15 protein-coding genes are annotated in these 18,332 nt (G+C 58.4%); 9 read left to right on the top strand and 6 right to left on the bottom strand.

The window, feature by feature from the left end; all coding sequences use genetic code 11:
* Window positions 1–32: 32 nt before the first annotated feature.
* Window positions 33–1,526, bottom strand: coding sequence for an MDR family MFS transporter (locus AWB69_RS11530; RefSeq protein ID WP_062085101.1), 1,494 nt, complete (start codon window positions 1,524–1,526; stop codon window positions 33–35).
* Window positions 1,527–1,821: 295 nt separating this feature from the next.
* On the opposite strand from AWB69_RS11530, the gene AWB69_RS11525 reads away from it, so the two are divergent.
* The 5 genes from AWB69_RS11525 to AWB69_RS11505 all read left to right on the top strand — a co-directional run bounded on the left by AWB69_RS11525 (window position 1,822) and on the right by AWB69_RS11505 (window position 6,458).
* Window positions 1,822–2,313 carry a RidA family protein gene (locus tag AWB69_RS11525; protein WP_062085031.1) on the top strand — a complete coding sequence of 164 codons (492 nt, stop codon included), beginning with the start codon at window positions 1,822–1,824 and terminating at the stop codon, window positions 2,311–2,313.
* A 27-nt stretch (window positions 2,314–2,340) separates the two neighbouring features.
* On the top strand, window positions 2,341–3,531 hold the full coding sequence (locus AWB69_RS11520) for an amidohydrolase family protein (protein ID WP_062085030.1): 1,191 nt from the start codon (window positions 2,341–2,343) through the stop codon (window positions 3,529–3,531).
* Window positions 3,528–4,043, top strand: coding sequence for a GNAT family N-acetyltransferase (locus AWB69_RS11515; RefSeq protein WP_062085029.1), 516 nt, complete (start codon window positions 3,528–3,530; stop codon window positions 4,041–4,043). Before AWB69_RS11520 ends, AWB69_RS11515 begins: the two co-directional genes overlap by 4 nt.
* Window positions 4,044–4,196: 153 nt before the next feature.
* Window positions 4,197–5,750 (top strand): methyl-accepting chemotaxis protein, encoded by a 1,554-nt coding sequence (locus AWB69_RS11510; RefSeq protein WP_062085028.1) that lies wholly within the window; start codon window positions 4,197–4,199, stop codon window positions 5,748–5,750.
* 141 nt (window positions 5,751–5,891) lie between these two features.
* Complete coding sequence (locus AWB69_RS11505) at window positions 5,892–6,458, top strand: cysteine hydrolase family protein (protein WP_062085027.1); 567 nt, start codon at window positions 5,892–5,894, stop codon at window positions 6,456–6,458.
* Window positions 6,459–6,488: 30 nt separating this feature from the next.
* On the opposite strand, the gene AWB69_RS11500 is transcribed toward AWB69_RS11505, so the two are convergent.
* Entirely contained in the window at window positions 6,489–6,980 is a 492-nt protein-coding gene (locus AWB69_RS11500) for an Lrp/AsnC family transcriptional regulator (protein ID WP_062085026.1), read from the bottom strand.
* 186 nt (window positions 6,981–7,166) lie between these two features.
* Here AWB69_RS11500 and glmS point away from each other — a divergent pair, with 186 nt between their 5' ends.
* Window positions 7,167–8,996 (top strand): glutamine--fructose-6-phosphate transaminase (isomerizing), encoded by a 1,830-nt coding sequence (gene glmS / locus AWB69_RS11495; protein ID WP_062085025.1) that lies wholly within the window; start codon window positions 7,167–7,169, stop codon window positions 8,994–8,996.
* Between the two features lie 323 nt (window positions 8,997–9,319).
* Here the strand turns inward: glmS and AWB69_RS11490 are convergent, their stop codons facing one another.
* The 4 genes from AWB69_RS11490 to AWB69_RS11475 all read right to left on the bottom strand — a co-directional run bounded on the left by AWB69_RS11490 (window position 9,320) and on the right by AWB69_RS11475 (window position 13,661).
* Window positions 9,320–10,111, bottom strand: coding sequence for an aldo/keto reductase (locus AWB69_RS11490; RefSeq protein ID WP_062085100.1), 792 nt, complete (start codon window positions 10,109–10,111; stop codon window positions 9,320–9,322).
* A 132-nt stretch (window positions 10,112–10,243) separates the two neighbouring features.
* Window positions 10,244–11,101: an NmrA family NAD(P)-binding protein gene (locus AWB69_RS11485; RefSeq protein ID WP_062085024.1), complete on the bottom strand. Its 858-nt coding sequence runs from the start codon at window positions 11,099–11,101 to the stop codon at window positions 10,244–10,246.
* A 537-nt stretch (window positions 11,102–11,638) separates the two neighbouring features.
* On the bottom strand, window positions 11,639–11,959 hold the full coding sequence (locus tag AWB69_RS11480; RefSeq protein WP_062085023.1) for a DUF4148 domain-containing protein: 321 nt from the start codon (window positions 11,957–11,959) through the stop codon (window positions 11,639–11,641).
* A 748-nt stretch (window positions 11,960–12,707) separates the two neighbouring features.
* Entirely contained in the window at window positions 12,708–13,661 is a 954-nt protein-coding gene (locus tag AWB69_RS11475) for a LysR family transcriptional regulator (protein ID WP_062085022.1), read from the bottom strand.
* 598 nt (window positions 13,662–14,259) lie between these two features.
* Here AWB69_RS11475 and AWB69_RS11470 point away from each other — a divergent pair.
* Genes AWB69_RS11470 through AWB69_RS11460 form a run of 3 tightly spaced genes read left to right on the top strand, consistent with a single transcriptional unit; the run spans window position 14,260 to window position 18,108 of the window.
* The gene (locus tag AWB69_RS11470; protein WP_331712667.1) at window positions 14,260–14,943 is read left to right on the top strand and encodes a (2Fe-2S)-binding protein; all 684 of its coding nucleotides are present in this window, start codon (window positions 14,260–14,262) and stop codon (window positions 14,941–14,943) included.
* Complete coding sequence (locus AWB69_RS11465; RefSeq protein ID WP_062085021.1) at window positions 14,930–15,910, top strand: FAD binding domain-containing protein; 981 nt, start codon at window positions 14,930–14,932, stop codon at window positions 15,908–15,910. The genes AWB69_RS11470 and AWB69_RS11465 overlap by 14 nt, the downstream gene beginning before the upstream one ends.
* Window positions 15,907–18,108 (top strand): xanthine dehydrogenase family protein molybdopterin-binding subunit, encoded by a 2,202-nt coding sequence (locus tag AWB69_RS11460; RefSeq protein WP_231937068.1) that lies wholly within the window; start codon window positions 15,907–15,909, stop codon window positions 18,106–18,108. The genes AWB69_RS11465 and AWB69_RS11460 overlap by 4 nt, the downstream gene beginning before the upstream one ends.
* Window positions 18,109–18,332 lie beyond the last annotated feature (224 nt).

Raw genomic sequence — 18,332 nt, 5'->3', positions numbered from 1 at the left:
CACGCTGACTGAATCAACCCGGCATTGCGTGCTTAGTCTTCGATCGGCGACAACGCTTCGAGCGGCATCTTTTTCTCGTGGCCCAACGTGATCGTCGGGACGAAGAGGAGAAACGCAACAACGAAAATCGCGATCACGAAAATCGACAGGAACGTGAGGTGAAGCGACTGATGCAGCACCTGACGGATAGCGTCGCTGGTGCCGAGGTTCGTCACCTGATTCTGAAGCAGCGCCTTCAACTGGTCCGATGTAACCGCTGCCGCGCCGTTCGAATGACTAAGGCCGAAGTTGAGCACGGCGCCGAACAGGGTCGCACCAATCGTGCTGCCGAGATTCCTCGAGAACAGATTCGACGCAGTTGCGCTGCCGCGCTGCGCAATATCCACTATCTCCTGGATCAGCACGAGCGAACTGACGCTCGCCGTTCCCATGCCGAAGCCCATGATGAGTGAACCAAACGCCGCGATGAGCGGCGAACTGTCCGGCGACAACACGATCAGGAACACCGCGCCCAACGGGATAAATGCACTGCCGCCGATCAGGATGCGCCGCAGCCCGATGCGATGAAACGACTTCGCGGCCAGCGTCGCGCCAACGGGCCATCCGACCATCATCATGGTCAATGCGAGACCGGCGATAACCGGCGAACGATGCAGGACGCCCTGCACGTACATCGGTAAAAACGTGGTTGCGCCCATCAGGATCATGCCGGACAGGACGGTTGATCCATTGCACGCGGCAATTGGCCGGCGGCTCCATAGCGCGAACGAGATCATGGGTTCCGTGGCGCGTCTCTCCTGCATCAGGAAGAACAGCAGGCACACGATAAAGAACCCGCCCGCGATCAATGCCTTCGTGACGTCGTCATTGCCCGCATATGTCAGCGACATCATGAGCGCGGCGATCGACACCATGAAAAGCGCAGCTCCCGCAAAGTCGATGGACGGTCGCGCATGCCGCTCGGATTCCTTCAGGAACGCGATGAACCCGGCCGCCGACGCGAGGCCGATCGGCACGTTCATCCAGAAGATCCAGGCCCATGAAAAATCGTGGATGATGAACCCGCCTACCATTGGCCCGACCACCGCCGATATGGCCCATACACTCGCCAGATATCCCTGCACCTTGCCGCGTTCGCGCGCGGGGTAGAGGTCGGCGACAATCGTCAGCGTGACCGGCTGGATCGCGCCCGCGCCGACGCCCTGGATCAGCCGGAACACGATCATGGCCGGCATGGACCAGGCGAAGCCGGCAAGGATTGAGCCGACCAGAAAGATCGCAATGCCGGCAAGAATAATGGGCTTGCGGCCATACAGGTCCGCGAGCTTGCCGAAGATGACTGTCATGGCCGTTTGCGTCAGCAGGAACGACGAGAAGACCCAGCTATAGAGATGGAGGTCGCCGAGTTGCGAGACGATCTGCGGCATGGCGGTGGAAACGATGGTGGCTTCGATGGCGACCATTGCCATTGAAGCCATGACCGCTGCAATGACAAGAGGACGCGACGATTGCGGGCTGCGGGACATGGAGGTTGGTGTAATGAGGGAAGCAGGTAAGGTCGCAGGATCTTGGCGCTGCGACGCGTGAGGCGGCCGCGGCGGCGCGGCCATCGGAGAGTATGCACCTTGATGGAAATGTTCGCTGAACCCGACTCGCGTGCAAACCTGCTTGATCAAGCCGCGCGGGTGACCTCCTCCGAGGCGCATCCGTTGCTCAAGCGCTATGTAAGGCAGCGTTCGCCACGGGCATTTGTTTGCTCGGGATGTTGTGACACACTTGCAAGTTCGACGCGAACGCTTTCATTTTACCCGGAGACCGTCAATGACCTCTACGCCCGTTCCAGCCAATCCGGATTCGGCCGCCATGCGTCTTGAAGCGCTTGGGCTCGTCTTGCCGAAAGTGCCTGCGCCACGGGGTGCTTTCAAACCTTTCTCACGCACGGGCTCGCTGATTTTTCTTGCGGGACAGATTTGCGAATGGGAAGGCGAGGTTCGATACGCCGGTCCTGTCGGCACGGAGCAGGATCTAGAAGCGGGGCAACGGGCAGCACAAATTTGCGGACTCAACCTGCTCGCTGCACTTCACCTCGCGCTCGATGGCGACCTTGACCGAGTGGTCAGTTGTCATCGCATGGGCGGATTCGTGTACTGCACGCCGGGTTATCCTGATGTGCCGAAAGTCATCAACGGCGCCTCCGATCTCATGTTTGCCGTGTTCGGCGAACGAGGCCGTCACGCGCGGACCGCGGTCGGCGTTGCCACGCTTCCAGCGGGGGCGTCTGTAGAAGTGGACGCGATCTTCGAGGTCCGCTGATTGCCTTTTCTGTTTCCAGGAGCTCCAGTGCGCACCAGCTTGCTGATCACTAATGTCCGTCTGCCGGACGGCACCCCGGTGGATATTGCTGTCGACGGCGGACGGATAGAAGAAATCGGTCCGAACCTGCAGCGCAGCGCCGATGTAGTGCGCGAACACGGCCAGGGTGCGCTGGTCCTTCCGGGGTTTGTCGAAGGCCATACGCATCTCGACAAGACGAACTGGGGTTTGCCGTGGTATCGCAACGAAGTGGGTCCGAGGCTCATCGACAGGATCGAGAACGAACGATCGCGGCGCGCGAGCACGGGACACGACGCGGGTGCACAGTCGCTAGCGCTCGCGCGGGCTTTTCTTGCGGCAGGAACAACGCGGCTTAGAACGCATGTGGATATAGACACGGACGCCGGGCTCAGGCATTTGCACGGTGTGCTCGCAACGCGTGAAACGCTGGCCGATGTCATGGACATACAGGTCGTGGCGTTTCCGCAGTCAGGCATGCTGCGCCGTCCAGGGACCGACGCGCTGCTAAGCGACGCGCTGGCGGCCGGCGCCGATGTGCTGGGTGCGCTGGACCCCGCGCTGATTGACCAGGATCCGGTCGCCTCGCTTGATACCACGTTCGAGATTGCGGACCGCCATCAGAAGCCTGTCGATATCCATCTTCACGAGCCCGGCGAGGTAGGTGCGTTCACCTTCAACCTGCTGCTGGACCGTGTCAAGGCGTTGGGCATGCAGGGGCGTGTTGTTGTCAGTCACGCATTTTGTTTGGGGCAGCTGGCGGATCGCGAGCGCGATGCGTTGCTGGCGAGGATCGCGGACCTTGACGTTGCGTTGTTGACTACGGCGCCGCCTTCCGTGCCCGTGCCTGCAATGCGCGCTTGCATCGAAGCGGGCGTAACGCTGTTTGCCGGTAATGACGGAATACGCGATACATGGACGCCTTTTGGCAAGCCCGACATGCTTGAGCGGGCCATGTTCGTTGGCATGCGCTACGACCTTCGCCGCGATGAAGACCTTGCACTTGCGTTTGACTGCGTCAGTACATTGGGAGCGTGGGCGTGCGGGTTCAAGGACTATGGGCTGCACGAAGGCGCCCGGGCCGATCTTGTTCTGGTAGACGTTGAAACGGTGGCTCAAGCGGTTGTTTCGCGACCCGTCCGCAAGCTCGTTGTTGCACGCGGCAGGATTGTTGCGCGCGATGGTGTGGCATCCCTATGAAACTGATCGCACAGCGTCTTTATCTCAGGGATTTAGAGCCGTCCGATATCGACGCGGTGCACGAATATGCAAGCTCGCCGGAAGTCGTGTTGCATCAGGAATGGGGGCCTAACACGATCGAGCAGACGAGGGACTATGTAGCAGGCTGTGTGCTGGGAAATTCGATGCCCGACAGAACAACCCTGGAACTGGCAGCAGTACTGAACGACGGTAGCCTGATAGGCAGCTATCGCGCGACTTTGTCGGAAGACGGTACGGAAGCGGAGATCGGCTATTCGCTCAATCCCCGCTATTGGCATAAGGGTTACGCCACTGAAGCCGCGAAACGATTGGTCGACTATCTGGCACGCGACCTCCAGGTGCGGGAAATCTTCGCGACCAGCAGGCCGGAGAATATCGCGTCCATTCATGTCCTGGAGAAACTCGGGATGCAGCAGATCTACCTTTATCGCAAGAATGTGCTGATCAGAGGCGAGTGGCGCGACACGCTGGTATTTTCAGTGAAGGTTTAATGAATTGTATGTAGCGGACCGCCGGTATCCCCTTCGCGTTCACACCGCTCGGTGTTTCCCTGACTTCAGAATCCCCCCAGACGGCCGATAAGCACAGAACGGCGCGCGTACCGTGCGCCGGGTCATGAACTGTGCCTTGCATCGGAGAGTGGATTGGACCGTCTCAGTTTGAACACCAAATTATCGCTGGCACTGCTCATTACATGGCTCGGGCTGCTGTTCCTTGGCGGATGGGCCGCGTGGCAGTCGCGTGAAGCCATGACCGCGGATCGCAAGATCGGCGTTGAAAACGTGGTCGAATCGGCTTACGGCATTGTTGCAGACTATGCAAGCCAGGTGGACCGCCATGAGTTGACACTGGAGCAGGCTCAGCAGCAGGCGAAGGCGAAGCTTGCCGCGATGCGTTATCCGGGCAACGGGTACATGATGATTACGACCGCACACCCGGTGGTCATCATGCATCCGATACTTGCCGATCTGCGCATGAAGGACGTGAGCGACTACAAGGATACGGACGGCAAGCTTTTGTTCGTCGAGATGGTCAAGGTCGCTCAGGCAAACGGACAGGGTTTCGTGCCGTACATGGCACGCGTGCCGGGCAAAGAAGAGCACGTGCCGAAGATCAGCTTCGTCAAGCGGTTTGCGCCCTGGGACTGGTACCTGATCTCGGGCGTGTACGTGAACGATATCAACGACGCGTTCAAGGTCAGCCTGCTGCAATACCTGATCGTGATCCTGTTGACTGGAGGCGTGAGCTCGGCGGCGCTGGTATTGATCATTCGTAATGTGAAGCACAGTCTGGGTGGCGAACCGGCGTATGCTGCCACCGTCGCCGAGGGCATTGCGAACGGCGACCTGTCGCACGACGTCGCGCTTAGCGCATCGGACGAGAGCAGCATGTTGTCGGCCATGCAACGCATGCAGCAACGCCTGGCCGATACCGTCCGGAGCATTCGCGGCGGCACGGAAACCATTACCGTCGCTGCCCAGCAGATCGCGGCAGGCAACTACGATCTGTCCGCACGCACCGAGCAGCAGGCGTCATCGATCAGCGAAACGGCTGCGAGCATGGAGCAGCTCACTGCGACCGTTAAGCAGAACGCGGAGAACGCGCATCAGGCGAACAAGATGGCGGCGAATGCATCGCTGATCGCAAGCGAAGGCGGGACGGCGGTGCAGCAGGTTGTATTGACGATGCAAAGCATTGCTGTCAGTTCCACGCGCGTGGTCGACATCATCTCCGTGATCGAAGGCATCGCTTTCCAGACGAATATTCTCGCGCTCAACGCGGCGGTCGAGGCAGCGCGTGCGGGCGAGGAAGGGCGTGGTTTTGCGGTGGTGGCGGGCGAAGTGCGTAACCTGGCACGCCGCAGCGCGGACGCGGCCAAGGAGATCAAGAGCCTGATCGAAGAGTCGACCGGCAAGGTCGACGACGGCAAGGCGCTCGTGGAGCGCGCCGGCACGACCATGCACTCGCTGGTTCAGGCCGTGCAGCGCGTGACGGATATCATCGGCGAAATCTCGGTGGCGTCCGAGGAACAGAGCCGCGGCATCGAGCAGGTGAATATCGCCATTGCTCAAATGGACGAGACGACCCAGCAAAATGCCGCGATGGTCGAACAAGCCACGGCCGCCGCCCAGTCGATGCAGGAACAGGCCCAGTTGCTGCGCGACACCGTTAACGTATTCCGGTTGGCGAGCGTGTGAGAGCCGGCACGCGCTTTGGAAGTGGATCTTTGGCGCGGCGATTGTCAGACGTTCGCCTGCTCCGCGGCGAGTGACGTATCCGTTGTCTCCTCGGTTGTCCCGGCTATACTCTGGCGCGATTGACCCACTTAAGATCAGCCTATGCATTCGTCGTCAATTCGCGGGTCGGTGCTTCTGTTAATCGACCTTCAAAAAGCCATTGATCATCCGGACTGGGGCGTTCGCAACAACCCTTCGGCCGAAAGCGAAATCCGCCGTTTATTAGCGCGCTGGCGCGCCGAGAACTGGCCGGTCTGGCATGTGCGGCATGATTCGTCAGAACCCGCCTCTCACTATCGCCCGGGTCAACCGGGAAACGACTTCAAGCCTGAAGCTGCCCCTTTGCCAGGGGAGCCGGTTATCGCGAAACGCACGAATAATGCGTTCATTGGCACAGGGCTGGAAGAGCGGCTGCGCGAGGGCGGACATACAAGCCTTGTGGTGGCCGGCGTGATCACCAACAATTCTGTCGAGACGACCGTTCGCATGGCCGGCAATCTTGGTTTCAATACCTATCTTGCCGCGGATGGATGCTTTACGTTCGGGCGTCTGGATTGGAATGGCCGAGCGCGAAGCGCGGATGAGGTCCACGCCATGTCGCTGGCGAATCTGCACGGCGAATATTGCACGGTTGTTTCGACTGCGGAGTTGCTGGACGCATCCCTATAGCTGACGGGGCTCGGTTAATCCGATCACACGCTATGTGGATCGATCAGCCACGATCCTTACCGGAGCATTGGCCTCGAACTTGGCGCGATGCGTCGAAAAGAATGTGCGCACATTGCGGATGTTCGAAGACGTCTTGAACAGGCGGCGCGCGAGCTCATCGTATTCCGGCATGTCGACGACTTCGGCTACCACCAGGAAGTCCGGCCCGGGCGACACGCGATAGCACTGGGTCACCACGGCTTGCGCGCAGATATAAGTTTCGAAAGCGTCCAGGTCCTCGGCTGCTTGCCGGTCAAGACTGACTTCAATAATTGCGGTTAACGTCGGCCCGATTTTGGCGTAATCGAGAATGGCCACTTCGCGCTGGATGACCCCGGCTTCCTTGAGTTTGCTTACCCGGCGCAAGCAAGTAGGCGGTGACGCGTGCGCACGGCCGGCAAGCTCCACGTTTGACACAGACGAATCACTTTGCAGGATTGCAAGGATGCGAAGGTCGAGTTCGTCCAGATAAATTCCGGGCACTTCGGGCTCCGTTTTTAGCGCTAAGAGGGATCACTCGCGCATAGCTTAGCGTGAAATAAAATTTCATCAAATATTTTGATTAGTGCTTAATTTCAAATAACTTTCTATTATGAAGTTAAATTTCATCAGATCAACCTTAACATTCCCGCACCGGTTCCAAAGGGGAGCCGCCTAGGGAACAACATCATGTGTGGAATTGTCGGCGCGGTCGCGCAACGCAACATCCTGCCTAATCTGGTCGACGGACTTAAACGCCTCGAATATCGCGGCTACGACTCATGCGGCGTCGCGTTATATCGGGCGGGGAAATTGGTGCGGGCACGTAGCGTCGATCGCGTTGCACATTTGCAAGATGTGATCTCCAGCGAAGCCTTGTCCGGTTATACGGGGATTGCGCATACACGCTGGGCGACGCACGGCAAGCCGGTTACCGCGAATGCTCACCCGCACTTTTCGCCGAATGCGGACGTGCCGCGAATAGCGCTTTCGCATAACGGGATTATCGAAAATCACGAGGAGTTGCGAGTGGCGCTGGAGGAAAGCGGCTATGTCTTCGCGAGCCAGACCGATAGCGAGGTGATCGCGCATCTGATCGATCACTTGTATAACGGCGACTTGTTCGAGGCTGTCAAGGAAGCGGTCGCGCAACTGCGTGGAAGCTATGCCATTGCAGTGCTGTGCCGCGACGAGCCGCATCGGCTGGTTGGCGCGCGCGACGGCATGCCGCTGGTGGTGGGCATAGGCGATGGCGAGAACTTCCTGGCCTCGGACGCTATCGCATTGTCGGGCGTTACCGATCAGATCGCCTACCTGGAGAACGGCGATGTAGTCGATATCCAGCTTCATCGACATCGGATAGAAGACGCCGATGGGCGCCGTGTCGAGCGCCGGGTGCATACCGTCGCGGCGCATAGCGGGGCGGCCGACCTGGGGCTTTATCGCTATTACATGCAGAAGGAAATTTTCGAGCAGCCGCGGGCGGTCGCCGACACGCTTCAGGACGTTACATCGATCATGCCGGAGCTCTTTGGCGACAACGCGTGGCGCGTGCTGAATTCTGTAGATTCGGTGCTACTCCTCGCATGTGGCGGAAGCTATCACGCGGCGCTGACCGCCAAGTACTGGATAGAAAGTCTGGCGCAGTTGCCGGTGAGTGTGGAGATCGCGAGTGAATACCGGTATCGCGAAAGCGTGCCGAATCCAAAGACGCTGGTTGTAGCGGTGTCGCAAAGCGGGGAGACGGCGGATGTTCTGGGCGCGGTGCAGGTTGCGAGGCAGCAGGGCATGTTGAACACGCTTGCTATCTGCAACGTGCCGACCAGCGCATTGGCTCGCGAATGCGCGCTGACTTTCTTTACGCGGGCGGGGATAGAGATTGGGGTGGCATCGACGAAGGCCTTCACTACGCAACTCGTTGCGTTGTTCCTGCTGGCGTTGACGTTGGCTCAGGCGCGTCAGCGGTTATCAGAACAGGATGAGCAAACCCATCTTCGCGCGCTTCGCCATCTTCCGGACGCGATGACCAAAGTGCTTGCGCTGGAGCCGCAGATTATTGATTGGGCGGAGCAGCTTACGCGCAGGCAGAATATTCTGTTTCTTGGGCGCGGTATGCATTATCCGGTGGCGCTGGAAGGTGCTCTGAAGATGAAGGAGATCTCGTATATTCATGCGGAAGCCTACCCCGCCGGCGAGCTGAAACATGGCCCCCTTGCACTGGTGAGTGACGAGATGCCTGTGGTTGCGGTTGCGCCTAATGACCGCTTGCTCGAGAAACTCAAGTCGAACATGCATGAGGTCAGTGCACGCAGCGGCAAGCTTTTTGTATTCGCCGATGCCGACTGCGGCATCTCGCCAAGCCCGGGTATTGAAGTGATTCGGCTTACTGAATATTACGGTCTGCTATCGCCTATCCTGCATACGATTCCAATGCAACTGCTTGCGTTTCACGCAGCGCTCGCAAGGGGAACGGATATTGACAAGCCGCGAAACCTGGCTAAGTCGGTGACGGTGGAGTGAGTTTTCAGTGAAGCTTGGCGCTGATGTGAGGTTGGAACAGAACCGCATTTTCTCGTCTAAACAGCCAGCAGTCGCCTGAACAGTCTCTATATTGCTGTCTTCTTCCTTGGCGGCGCGCCAGGCTCTGCCCTGGTCTCACCCTTACTGCTGATCAACTGGCGTTATATTGCCGAGGTGGGTGCGCTGATCGCCGCATTAGCCGCGGTATTCGTTCCAGACAGGATGCAATGATCAGCGCGGCTATGCCATCAGTGAAACGTCGAGTTTGCATTTACGGCTTTGCCAACATGCCGAGGGCGGGAATCAAGGTTCGGGTGATCGCGTCACACATCCCATTGCGGTGCGAATGGCGGGTTCACAAACCGTTGATTCTTCGGTAGAGCCGCAATGGCTTTTCTGTCGGCATCATCCAGACGGACGTTGAGCGCATCCAAATTTGCTCTCTGAGTCTCTCGGCGTTGAGCTTTCGGAATAGCCACAACCCCTGGCTGGTCGAGCAACCATGCAATCGCGACCTGGGCCGCAGTGACACCGTGCTTTTCACCAATGAGCGCGAGAACAGGATCATTAGCCGCACGACCTTGTGCGAGCGGCGCGTATGCAACCAATGGTATGCCTTGGGCGCGCAGGTATCCAAGCATTGCTTCCTGTCCGAGGAACGGGTGATATTCCACCTGATGACAGGCAATTGGGGCTCCAATGTCCTCTAAGACGACTTTCAGAAGCTGCATATTAAAATTGCATACACCGATGGCCCGCGTGAGTCCCGCTTCGCGCAGTCCCTGAATGGTTTCAAGTACAGCCGGTAAATCCATGCTGCTTGACGGCCAGTGAACCATGTACAGGTCTACGAAATCGAGTCTTAGTTTCCTGAGACTTGTTTCGAGCGATCGTTCGATTGCATCGGGCGCCAGCTGGTCGTGCCACACCTTGGTTGTGACGTGAAGGGCGGAACGCGCTATTCCTGACGCCGCGATAGCCGCACCCACTGCCTCTTCGTTCTGGTACATTTCTGCGGTATCGATGTGGCGATAGCCGAGCTCCAATGCGCTCTCGACAACAGGTTGGCATTCGTTGCCAGCCATGCGGAATGTGCCGAATCCCAGGCGAGGCATCGTAAGACCTTGGGTTTGAACTGTAATCACAACTTTCTCCTTGTTGGTGGCGACGGTTAGCTGAGATCCAAAATATCTCAACTGATGTTGCTGGAGACAGAAGTCGCATTGCTGTCTGTCTACTTCGCCCAGTTACGCGACGAGCGTCTTCAGGACGTCATCGAGAGGAATCTGACCTTTGCGATGCTCAATGTCAGCACCGCCCTGGAAGTCAATCCAGCCCTCGTTGAAGCCATCGAGCATCCGTATGCGGGGCAACGGATATCGCATGCCTTGGGACCGAAAGAGCGTTTCCCACGTATCGCGCGGCACGGGAACCATGCGCACAGGAAGACCCAAGGCGATGCTGAACCCGGCGGCGATATCGTTTGCGCAATAGCGAACAGGCCCCTCCAGTTCGACAATTCGCACTCCGGTCCATTCTTCACGAATAATTTCCGCCGCGTTGCGCCCTATGTCATCAGTGGCCACCATTGGTATTGGATGGTCTCGCGGTTGCAGGAAGCAATGAATTACCCCGGTGCGCGCTGCATCTGCATCCCACCCAGCGTTTTCCATGAACCAGGCCGCACGGAGCACGCATACGGGGAGGTCCAGCGTGCGAAGCATCTCCTCGGTCATCCTGGAGTTATTGAGCAGGTTCGGCTCAGCGACATGTGCACCAACAGTCGAAAGAAACACTACCCGTTTTGGTTGCGCGGTTTCCAGCGCTTTCTTGACTGCAGCAGCATTGGCCTGCGTTTCCGGGAAACCTGGTTGAGGATCGTAGTTCGGTGGAGTCATCAAAAAAACTCCATCCGTGCCCTCAAAGGCCTTCGCAAGCGCCTCGGCGTTGCCGATTTCTGCAAGGGCGATCTCGCAACCGAGGTCTGCCCATGGCTTACCCTTGGTGATGTCTCGGACAACAGCGCGAACAGGCAGTCCTGCCTTCAAAAGCGATCGGGCGACGACACCACCGACTTTTCCTGTAATTCCTGTAATAGCGTACATATGGCTTAGTCCTTTAAACATTAGCAGACCTATCTGCACGGCAGATACAATCTGGCTTCGGCGATGGGCTTTGAAGCAAGGGAAGCTCACCGAACTTCAGGGAACGACGAGAACCGCTCGAATAGGTCACCCGATCTGACATTCAAACGATCGGTCGAGGTCGAATATTTCGACAGCGTGCTGCTTGATCGCATCGCCACCTTCCGATGAAACGTCTTGGAGCTTAAGCGGAACGACCTGGTGAGTGAATATCCCAAACGTCAGAAGTGATATGACAAAATGTCATTAAAGGGCACGGCAGAATCAAATTCTCAAGAGTCGTCTTGCAGCCAAGCGTCAGACCGGTCCATTTGGGGCCCAGCCTCTAAACGATCAAGGCTAGTCCGGAGTGTGTTCGGAATGGCATTCGGTAGGCCGTAAAGCACACGAGCAGTTCACTACAGGTAGTTCGGGCGGACGCTAGTGAAGTCCAGCCTGAAAGTGGCCGTCCGGGGCGGGCAGGGAGTGCAGATGCTTTCCGGCCGGACGGCAGATGCTTCAGGAATGCGCATAGAGTGAACCGAGGCCGGTCACGGCGGCAGGGCGGCCCGATGCGGAGGAGCCGTCCTGGACGCCGCCGATACTGCTTTCGACGTTGGCGGTGGTGTTGCGCTGTGCACTGATCCTGGCTTCGGCAGCCTGGACGTCGCCGGGGTAGTGGGGATCGTTATTACCCGGGCGGTAGCCGGCCTTTTCGATCTGTACGAGTTCGGCGCGGACCTGGGCGCGGGTCACGGTGGAGGGAGTTTCCTGGGCATGGCTGGCGATCGGAAAGGCGAGGGCGGCTGCGACGACCAGGGTGAGTTGGCGGAAGTTCATGGCAAATCTCCTTCGGGTTGGGTTAAGAGAAGAACGTATGGTTCGGAATGGATTCTGGACAAAAGGGGAAGAAACTGAAATAGCATCGCGGTCATCTCATTGATGCTTGATTGTCACGAATGAGAGCGCCGGGAAGCTGAGAGGATGCGTAGACTGGTGCTACCGCAACGTAATGCGGCTAACTTCTGCGCGCGCACTAGCCAAGCGGCCGGCAGGCATCTGGGTGGTCGGAGGACGGCCTGGGCTTAGGAGGTACCCGTTTTGCCTTGAGGTCGTGACGGACGACGGCTTAGCTGGAAGGCGACTACTGTCTACCGCGATATGGGCTTGCCTCGCGAAGGCCGTGGGCATCAACGACGCCTTGTTGGTCGATTCTTGGGTAGCTCGTTTAAGATTAGCAATCCTTATGAAATCAGCTAACGGCCTTGAATCATGTCGTTGCATGAGGTCGCTGAATGATTAAAACCCCGTAACGAGCCGTAGCACGGCGCGCCGGCCCGTTCGTTTCTTTCCAGGTTACAGGGAACGCCACGAGTCCCGGGCCGAGTTCTAATTCCTGGCAATCGGGGAGACTTCGTTGGATCCCTGAGAAAGCCCCGCGAGGCGTGCGGCCTTTGCCTTTGAGAATTAATGGGCGAGTCGAAGTCGCGACGAGACGGGCAATAACATGGGCCTGCACCGCACGGGTGAATCGGCCACCTGCTCGGAACAACCCTTTTGGGCTCAAAGATAGTTAACGGTCTGGCCGTTAGGGACGGCTAGCCTTGGTTTGTCTCTCGAGCGTCTTTTCTGGGGCTGCACTGAGCGACGCAATGAAATTGAGAAACATGCGCACCTTTGCCGGGACATGATGCCGGGACGGATAGAGCGCATAAAGTGGGAACCGTTCGTCGGGCCAGTCGGGGAACAGCTCCGTGAGCCTGCCGTCCGCGAGTAGATGTTCTACACCAAGTTCCATCACCTGAGCAATGGCGTGTCCGGCCACGCAGACGCTATGCATTGTGCCGACATCGTTGACAGTGAGTCGCCCGGCCACCTCAATGGTAATTTTCTTGCGCCCGCGGTGAAATTCCCAGTCGAACGGCCGCCCTGTTTCGGGATCCCGAAACCTTATGCATTGGTGAGTATCGCTTTCGAGCTCGGAGGGTTGTTCAGGGCGGCCCTTGCGCTTGAGGTAGGCCGGTGCTGCGACGGTCAGGATGCGCGTTTCGAGGAGCTTTCGTGCCACAAGGCTGGAAGGCCGAGGCTCGCCAAATCTGACCGCAAGGTCAAATCCGTCGGCGATCATATCCCCGAGATGATCTCTTGTGACCAATTCCAGTCGAAGCTCCGGATACTGATCGATAAATGACCCTAGCTTCGGAGCAAGGAGCAGGCGGGAAAAAAAAGGATCGACATTCACCCTTAGGCGGCCGCGTACGGCTGTCGCTCCTTCAGTGGCGGACGTCGCGGCCTCTTCAAGTGCCGCGAGCAGTGGCATCACCTGCTCGTAAAGGCGGCGGCCTTCATCCGTCAGCGTGACCGAGCGCGTCGTACGGTCCAGGAGACGGACCCCGAGGCGCGTTTCAAGCCGCGCTATGGAGCGGCTGACACCCGATTGGGACATGTCGAGCATGTCACCCGCACCAGCGAAACTGCCGGTGTCGACTATCGCGGACAGCACACTCATCCCATTCAGAATTCGTTCGTCGAAGCCAGGCATCAATGCGCTCGCGGCATATATCAAGTGCCACTGATGTTATCGCGAAAAGACGTTTCGGCGCACAAAATTGGGCCGTCTAACGGTGCGAATCAGGGAGAAGCAGATGTTTGCGGTTACCGGAGTTACCGGTGAAGTAAGAGGGGTTGTTGCACGCGTCCTGCTCGCGGCAGGCTTGGATGCGCGTGGAGTCGTCCGTGATCCGGTCGAAGGAGAGGACTCGGCAAACGGACCGTATCAATGCCCAAGCTTGTGGTTTACCCCCGTTCAAGGGGATCTCAATGTCGCATCGCTTGCAATTCTGATAATTATCGATTAATAATTAAGCGGCGACTCGATGGAGAAAACGGATCGCTCCAGTAGTGCGCAGAGTAGCGGCTGCACGAGGCTCTTACAGGGACGATGCGATTCGCAGGTGATATTGATGACAAATCGTCATTTGAAAAATGACATAGGCGCTATCGCGCCTTCAGGGTCGCGCGGGCAGACTAAACCCGGTCCCCACATTGGAAGTGTCTCGACTGGCTCTTGAGTGGTTGTCTTACATGGAATCGAAGCACGCCTTGTGTTTGTAATGTCATGCAGATATTAGGGAGTACATATGGAAGACGAGCGAGAAGCAAAAGCAGGCCTGGTCGAGGGCGATGAACACCAAGGGGTGGCGGGCGTTACGATGACTCGCCGCGGCCTATTCCGGTCAACTCTCGCCGCCGCGACGTCGGTGGCGCTAAATGGCGTTCACGCCGCACCCGCCCCTGCATCGGCGGAGAGCGGGTCTCACGCTCCGCGTGCAAACAATCTGGTTCGCATATCGGTCACGATCAATGGAGTTGCGCATCGTGTTGAAGTGCGCTCCGACGTGACGTTGCTCGATCTGCTGCGGGAGCAGTTGCACCTCACCGGTGCCAAGAAAGGTTGCAACCGCGGGGAGTGCGGCGCGTGTACGGTCATGCTGGACGGAAGACGAGTCAACTCCTGTTTCGTTCTCGCCGCGACCCTGGAGGGCCGGCGCGTGACGACGGTCGAGGGACTCGCGACTGGCGATTCGTTGCATCCGGTGCAGCGTGCCTTCATAAAATGCGATGCTTTCCAATGTGGGTTCTGCACGTCGGGGCAGATTATGTCTGCGGTCGGTTGTATTGAAGAGGGGCACACGGGTTCCAATGTGGAAATCCGGGAGTGGATGAGCGGAAACCTCTGTCGATGTTCGGCCTATCCGCAAATCGCCGAGGCAGTCGAGACAGCTTCGGCCGAAATGCACGGAGGCGTCCATGGAACCGTTTGAATACGAGCGGGTATCGTCGACAGGTGAAGCACTCGCACTTGGCAGTTCCAGTGGCTCAGCGTTCCTCGCAGGCGGTACCGAGCTACTAAACTGGATGCGCATTGGAATCGAGAGGCCAACGAAGATCATTGATATCGGTCGGATTGAGGGTCTGTCGGGGATCCACCCGACACCGTCAGGCGGGCTGACCATCGGTGCGTTGAGCAAGCTGAACGATATTGCCCAGCATCCACAGGTCATGCGTGACTATCCTGTCCTCTCGCAATCGATATTGAAGGCTGCATCGGCGCAAATCCGGAACCTGGCGACGATAGGTGGAAATCCGCTACAACGTGTGCGATGTCCATATTTCCGCGCGGATGAACCGACACCCTGCAATAAACGCGTTGCGGGTTCGGGCTGTGCTGCACTGCACGGTTTCAACGAGAAGCACGCCATTTTCGGCTGGACAGAGGACTGTGTGGCTGTACAGCCGTCTGACCCGGCGGTCTCGCTTGCAGCCCTCGATGCGGTATTCATAACCGACCGTCCAGAGGGTGGGCGGCGAATTGCGGCCCGTGACTTCCACGTGCTGCCGGGAGAAAGCCCGGCGGCGCACCACCGGCTCGGGAGCGGGGAGTTGATAACGGCGGTTGAACTACCGAGGGCTTGGCCAAAGTCTGCATACCTGAAGATTCGCGAACGCGAAAGCTACGAGTACGCGACCGTATCGACAGCCGTGGCGCTCGAACTTGACGGGGACGTCATCACCAACGCACGGATCGCGTTGGGTTCGGTGGCGATGCGACCATGGAGGTTGGATGAAACTGAACGCAGGCTGGTCGGTCAGCGTCTAGGCTCCGCGGGTATAAATGCAGCCGTCGACGCAGGTCTTGTCGACGCGCGCCCACTCTCGCGCAATGGCTATAAGGTTGTTATCGCACGCAACGCAGTATTGCGCACCATAGATACGGCAGCGAGGACATGATGAGCAATCTGGGTCAATCCATTCCCCGGCATGACGGCTTCATCAAGGTGACAGGTGCCGCACGCTACGCAGGCGACCGGAACCTGCCGTCCCAACTCTATGCGGTGTTCGTCAATGCGACGATTCCAGCAGGACGTGTCGTCTCGATAGAGACGACCGCCGCCCTGGCACGAGTCGGAGTAGTCAGAGTGTTGAGGGCGTCCGACATGCCGCGGGTACATGGAAAGCTGAACGAAATAAGTGTGCCGCCGCTTGCGACGCGATTCATCCCCATGCAATCGGACGACATCGTCTACGAGGGACAGCCAGTTGCCATGGTGTTGGCTGAGAGTCTGCAGGCAGCTGAAGCGGGCGCTGCTGTCGTACGCGTGCGCTATGAAAGGCGCCCGTTTGTCGTACCTGACACCGCGCCTGCCGTAGACGTTGCTCCGGAGAAAGGTAACTATTCGAAAGCGAATGCACTCGAATTCCACAAGGGTGATGCCGCTGGGGCGATTGCGGGTGCGGCTTTCCGCGCAGGCGGAGAGTATACGCAACCCTCTCGTCATGGCAATCCGATGGAGCCTTGCGCCATTCTCGCGACTTGGAAGGGCGGGAGGCTGACCGTGTACGACGCGGTGCAGCATCTTCCGGCGGTGCAGAGCACATTGGCGGCGGCATTCGGAATCGATAATTCCAAAGTCCGCGTTGTCGCCCCGCATACGGGCGGAGGGTTTGGCACCAAAGCCTTTGTATGGCCTCATGAAATCCTGGTAAGCATGGCTGCCCGTGTCGCGGGTCGGCCGGTCAAGATGGTACTGACCCGCCAGCAGCAATACGGGATGGTCGGCTATCAGCCTCAAATGACCCATGAAGTACACCTTGGCTCGGATTCGCAGGGCAGGCTTCTCGGTGTTAGCCATCGGTCCGTGAATGTGACAGGCACGACCGACGACTACGTAGAATTTGGTGCGGTACCAGCGAAGTCCTTCTATGCCTGCGAGAACATTTCCGCGACCCACCGGATCCGCCGCGGACACGTTGTATTGCCGACCTTTATGCGATCACCTTGGGATGGCCCAGGGTCCTGGGCATTGGGTTCGGCCATGGATGAACTGGCAAGATCGCTAACCGTAGATCCTCTCGATCTGAGATTGGCTAACTACACGGAGCTTGACCCGGAGAGCGGCAAACCGTGGTCGTCGAAAAAGCTTCGGGAGGCATACGATGAAGGTGCAAGACGCTTCGGGTGGCGTGAACGTCCGAAAGGCGGCGCGCTCGACGGTCATTGGCGGATCGGATGCGGGATGGCGGACTGCAGCCAGGGGCAGGCACGGTTTCACTCAACCGCGAAGGTGAGGCTACGCGCCGACGGGACGGCTCAACTTGAATCAAGCTTCTGCGACATTGGAACGGGGCCCGCCACGGTGTTTCCTCAGATCGTTGCCGCCGTGCTCGGGTTGGACCCGGTGCAGGTGACGGCGCTATCGGGCGACACGAACCTGCCGTATGCCGGGCCCACCTACGGCTCAAGCACCACGATAAGCACGGGGACAGCAGTGCAAAAGGCCGCACAGGATGTGCGGTCCAAACTGGCGAGACTTGCTGGTTGGCCCGCGGACCAGGTTTCGCTACAGGGCGGACGTATCGCTTACGGCGGTATGTCGCGCACCATCCAGGACGTACTGGGCGAAGCTGGCGTAGCTGAGCTCGCATCGGACGGCGCATTTGATTTACCTGGCAACGCGCCGGTAGATATGGGCTCTCCTGGATTTCCCACGCGGTCTTTCGGGGTCATCTTCGTGGAAGTCGGCGTTGATCCCGAACTGGGACTGTTGCGACTTCGCCGGGCAACAGGCGTCTATAGCGCGGGCCGAATCATCAACTCCATGACGTCCCGGTCACAAATGATTGGTGGCATTGTCTGGGGATGGGGTATGGCCGCCATGGAGGCCAGCCACTACGAGCCGACACTCGGGCGCTGGCTCGCAAAAGATCTCGCGGGCGTTCCCATTCCGGTGAACGCAGACATCCCACCTGACATAGAGGTGGCATTTGTCGACGAATTTGACGCTAACTCCGGTCCGCTCGGTGCCAAGGGGATCGGTGAACTCGGTGCGACAGGTGTTGCAGCGGCCGTAGCGAATGCTGTATTCGACGCAATCGGAGTACGTGTACGCGATCTGCCAATCACACCTGACAAGCTCGTCCAGACGTAAAGCGGTGTAAGGAGGTGCCTGACCTTTCGAGTGTACCGTGTGCCCGGTATCGTTCGGCCGGTCAGGCATCCATGATGCGTCCGCGGCGAGGCCGCCGGATGATGCATTCAGCCCCGCACGGTGGATCAGGAAATACCCCAAATTCTGCAAAAAGATTGGCTGGCGACCTATGAGTCCCCTTGACATTCGACTGGGCGGCTTATAATTTATCAAATAATAAACAA

The sequence above is a fragment of the Caballeronia udeis genome (assembly GCF_001544555.2).
GTDB lineage: Bacteria > Pseudomonadota > Gammaproteobacteria > Burkholderiales > Burkholderiaceae > Caballeronia > Caballeronia udeis.
This window is presented reverse-complemented; position numbering and strand designations above follow the sequence as displayed.